The following is a 4,607-nucleotide window of genomic DNA, read 5'->3' as shown; positions in this document are numbered from 1 at the left end:
GGGCCAAGTACTCCTCCGGGCCGCTGATCAGCACGACGGCGGCCGGTTCGACGTCGCGCCAGGAGACGGTGGCGGCGCTCTTCTTGGCGGCCGAAGAGCGGGATCCGGGTGGCGGGTTCACGGCAGGTTCCTCCTTGTTCAGGTCAAGAGTTTCACGATCCGCACCTTTTACCCAAAGCCGGTCCACGTCCATCTGCCGGCGCGGACGGACAAGGCCCGGTCGCCGACGTCGACGAGTACCGTCCCGAGCTCATCGGTCCTGAGCACGCGCGTGCCGGCGGCCTGCAGCGCCGCCAGGATTTCGCCGGCCGGATGGCCGTACGTGTTGTCCGCACCCACCGAAATCAGCGCCGCCGCCGGCCGCAACCCGGCGATGAGCGCCGTTCCTCCGTTCCGTGCGCCATGATGGCTGATCTTGAGGACGTCCACGGAGAAGCCCGGACCCAGCAGCCGCACCAGGGCCGGCAGCTGCTCCTGCTCGAGGTCGCCGGTGAGCAGCATCCGCACCGATCCCCCGGCTGCGGACGGAAACTTGATTTCGACGACGAGGCTCGCGTCGTTCTCCGACAATCCGGTGTTGCCCTGCACAGGCCAATGCACCGCCCAGCCCACGGCTCCCGACGAGCCTGACAGGCCCGCAAAGGCGCGCTCTGCCTGCAGCCCCCGGTCCTCAAGCGCGGCCAGCACGGAAGTCGGCGGCGCTGCCTCGGCGCTCGAATACAGGACGCGTGCGATCTCCCGTCCCGCCAGCGCTCCCTCAAGCCCGCCGTAGTGGTCCTGGTGCATGTGGGTCAGCATCAGCACGTCGATACGTTTCACACGCAGTCCCGTGAGGCAACCATCCATCACCTCCGGGTCAGGCCCGGCGTCCACGACGATGGCGCTGCCCTCACCAGTCCGAACCACCACGCCATCCCCCTGGCCGACATCGCAGGCTGCCACGTCCCACTCCCCCGTCGCAGCGGGAGAAGAAACCACGCCCGCCAAAGCTCCTCCCGCCAGCGCCGGCACGGCCGTCCAGCAGGCCAGCCTCACAAGGGGCGCGCGCAGGCCGGACGCGCCGGTGTCCGGCAATCTGGCGGCACTCACGCCGGACTTCCTGTGTTCTTCCGGCACGTGGGTGTCCCGCCGCTTGGCCGCGGCGCGCCGCAGTCCCCACAGCAGCACTAGCCCGGCCCCGGCTGCGCCGGCAGCGCCGGCCGGTCCGCCTGCCCACGGCACCGCCGCAAGCGGCAGCCCGGAAAACCATCGCGCGACCCCCGCGATCCACAAGGTCGTCCAGCCCGCGGCATGCAGCAGCAAGGCACCCGCTGCCGGAAACAGCGGCAGCAGTCCTGTCCCCGTCATGCCGGCGACGGTAATGAACGGAACCAGCGGCCCGGCAGCTACGTTGGCGGGGATGGAGTACACGGCCAGTTCAGGCTGCAGCTGGACAATGACCGGGGTGCAGAACAGCTGCGCTGCCAGCGGCATGGCCACGGCGTGCGCCAACGGTACCGGCAGGAAACGCTGCAGCCAGCGGGAACAAGCGGTCCCCAGCAGTACGAGGGAGAGCGTCGCCAGCACCGAGAGCACAAAGCTGTAGTTGGCGGCCAGCCACGGGTCCATGACCAACAGCACTAGGACCGCCACCATCAGGAAGGTCAGTGAAGTTCGTCGTCGACCGCTCAGCACCGCGAGTACTCCGATGGATCCCATTACCGCTGCCCGCAGCACACTGGGCTCCGGCCGGACCAGCAGCACGAAGCCGGCGAGGCCGGCAAGCCCTGCCGCCGCCTTCGCCCAGCGGGGCAACCTGACAGCAGATCCGAGCAGGTAGATGAAGCCCAACAGGTAGGAAACATTCGCACCGCTGACCGTGAGCAGATGTGTCAGCCCGGTCCGCCGCATCGCCTCGTTCAGGTCATCGCTCTGGTGCTCCTTGTCCCCCAGCACCATGCCGGGAAGGAGTCCGCGCGCATCCGGGGGCAAGCCTGCCAGCGCCGCCACAAATTGCCCGCGCAGATGGGAGACCCAAGCATCCACCGGCGGTGCGGAACGATCGGACGGCGCGGTAGATGCGATTAGCAAGGCGTCAACGGCCTGTCCCGGATCTGCGGCGACGAGTTTGCCCGAGGTCCTGAGCCGCTCGCCGTACCGCACGTCCGCCCAGTCCGGTCCGCCGATAACGAGCACCGGTGTGTCGGCCTCGAACCGGAAGCCGCCCGCGGCGGCTTCAATGACGGTCGCGGTGAGGTGAAAACGCGCCGCGCTGCCGAACTGCGGCGCTGCCTTGACCTGCGCTGCATCCCCGGTGGCCACCAGGCGGGCTGAGATGGTTTGTTCGTCCTCGATGGCCGCCCCGATGGGTCCCGCCAGTCGTTGCGCCTGCTGTAGACCCACCGCCAGTGACAACAGCCCGGTACAGCTGCACAGCACCACGACGACGGCGATGCCTCCGGCCCCGCGGCCGGTGCGCCGTGGACGGCGCCCGCCGCTGTGCGCGACCGGCAGCAATAGTTTGACCGGAAGCAGCCGCCGGACCGGCAGCAGCAAACTGCTGGCCGCGGCGCACCCTGTACCCAACAACACCGCTGCGGACAGCAGTGCCACCCCGTCGGGCGCGTGCGGCAGGGCCAGCGCGCCCGCCCAGCAGGCAGCTGCCGTCAGGCCCCAACGCAGATCCAGCCGCCGGTCCTCGCCTGCCGCCGCCACGGGATCGGGTCTGATGTGCTTCAGCAGCCATTGGCCGAAACCCCTGCGGCGTCTGGGCGGCTGGCTTGGTTCAGACTGTGGGACGTCGGCGGTCTCCGGACGCCGGGCCGCGTCCGCATACCGCTGCCAGCGGGGCGGACGGCTCATACCACCACCAGCTGAATCAGTGCCTCCAGCATGACCGGTCCGATGCCGGGCACGGCGTCCAAATCGGACGGTTGCGCGTAGTGTCCGTGCTGCTCCCGGAACTCGATAATCCGCGCGGCGAGTACCGGTCCGACGCGGGGCAGCGTGGCGAGCTCCTCCGCCGTCGCCGTATTGATATTGATCTTGGCGTCCGGATTTCCCGCTGCGCCGCCGGGCTCGGCTGCGGCACCGCCGCCTTCGGTGCCCGGGGAATCTGCGGTGCCTCCGGAAGCGCTGCCGCCGGCCACCGCCGACGGGGGCCCTGGGGCGTCCGGCGTCGGCACGAAGACTTGCTGCCCGTCGCTCAACGGCGCAGCCAGATTCAGCGCCTCCAGCTGCGCCTCCTTCCGCGCACCACCGGCGGCTTCGATCGCCTCGAACACCCTGGAACCCTCGGCCAGCCGAACGATGCCCGGCGAGGCAACAGCCCCGGCGACGTGGACGACGATGTGCGCAATGCCTCCAGCCGTGTGGTCCCCAGGTCCCGACGGATCTCCGGCTGCAGCAGCCGGCGACCCCGCCCGAGCCGCTCCTTCGCTATCTTCGGAAGCCAAGGCCTCCGGCGCCGGCGGACTGCTGGGAGCCGGGCCGGACGCCAGCGGGATGCGTTCCAGGACTGGGGCGGCCGATCGGTTCAAGTCTGCCGATGCCACCGACACCAGCCCATAGCCCAGGCACAGACCCGCCACCACGAACGCGGCGCCGAGGGCGATGCGGAAGCGCGGAGTTCGTCTCAGCCGCGGGGCAGCACCGCCGCGGGCGGTTGCCGGAAGCCAGCGGTGTCGGCCCATGCGCCAACATTAGGTCCGCGCAGCAGCCACCCCAGGGGGCAACCGTCGACTCGTGGACAACCCGTCCGGGGGCTCAATCTGTGGAGGGAGGGAGCGCTCAGTCCATGAATGGCGTCGGCGGTCCAACGACCACTGCGATGACGCCGAGTCCCGTGTGGGCGGCCAGGACCGAAGGCACCGGGGTGACCAGCACGTCGTCGCTCAGATGCTGCTGCAGGACCTCCGCCAAGGCGCGGCTTTCGCTTTCGTTGCCGAAGTAGTGCACCGAAACCCTGGGTTCGTAGTCGAGTTCCTCGATCCGGCGCACCACCAACTGCTGCAACCGGGCCTGCGCGCGCGCGGCGGTCCGAACCTTCTCCAGCGGCAGGATGGCCCCGTCGCGGATGGCCAACAACGGCTTGATGGCCAGCAACGACCCGAGCAGGCCGGAGGCGGCGGAGATCCTGCCGCCGCGGCGCAGCTGGTCCAGGCTGGGTACGTAGAAAAAGACGTCGGAGCAGGCGGCAGCAGCCTTGGCACGCTCGGCTACGGCCTGCCGGTCCAGTCCGCTTTGCGCGGCGATGACTGCGTCGATGACGGCGAATCCCTCACCGAGGGCGGCGCTCTTGGTGTCCACCACGTCCACCGGGATGCCGACACCGTCCGCGGCCAAACCCGCCGCTTCGATGGTGCCGGAGAGCTCGGCCGAGAGGTGGATGGAGACGATCGCCTCGAAGCCCAGGTCTTCAAGCTCACGGTAGGTTCGCTCCAACAGCCCCGGCGAGGGGCGCGACGTCTTGACGTCACGCCCCTCGGCGAGGCCGACCGCCAAGGCGGACGCGACGTCGTCGACCCCTTCCCCGTATATCTGTCCGGAAATCATCACCGGCATCGGCACCACCCGCAGCCAGTCTGCGGTATCCGGCTGGTTGGCCCAATCGAAGGGCAGCGACGCCG

The 4,607-nt window shown here is 69.6% G+C and carries 3 protein-coding genes; all 3 read right to left on the bottom strand.

Annotated elements, in window-relative coordinates; genetic code table 11:
- Positions 1-168: 168 nt before the first annotated feature.
- The gene (locus tag AC5RWT_RS34795; protein WP_494084205.1) at positions 169-2,841 is read right to left on the bottom strand and encodes a ComEC/Rec2 family competence protein; all 2,673 of its coding nucleotides are present in this window, start codon (positions 2,839-2,841) and stop codon (positions 169-171) included.
- Positions 2,838-3,671, bottom strand: a complete 834-nt coding sequence (locus tag AC5RWT_RS34790; protein ID WP_494084204.1) for a ComEA family DNA-binding protein — start codon at positions 3,669-3,671, stop codon at positions 2,838-2,840. The genes AC5RWT_RS34795 and AC5RWT_RS34790 overlap by 4 nt, the downstream gene beginning before the upstream one ends.
- Positions 3,672-3,768: 97 nt before the next feature.
- Positions 3,769-4,607, bottom strand: an 839-nt coding sequence (locus AC5RWT_RS34785; protein WP_494084203.1) for a DegV family protein, incomplete at its 5' end; no start/stop codon positions are given.

The organism is Arthrobacter sp. Dra40 (assembly GCF_059091905.1).
The sequence above is the reverse complement of the archived record's forward strand: the minus strand, read 5'-3'. Positions and strand labels throughout refer to the sequence as shown.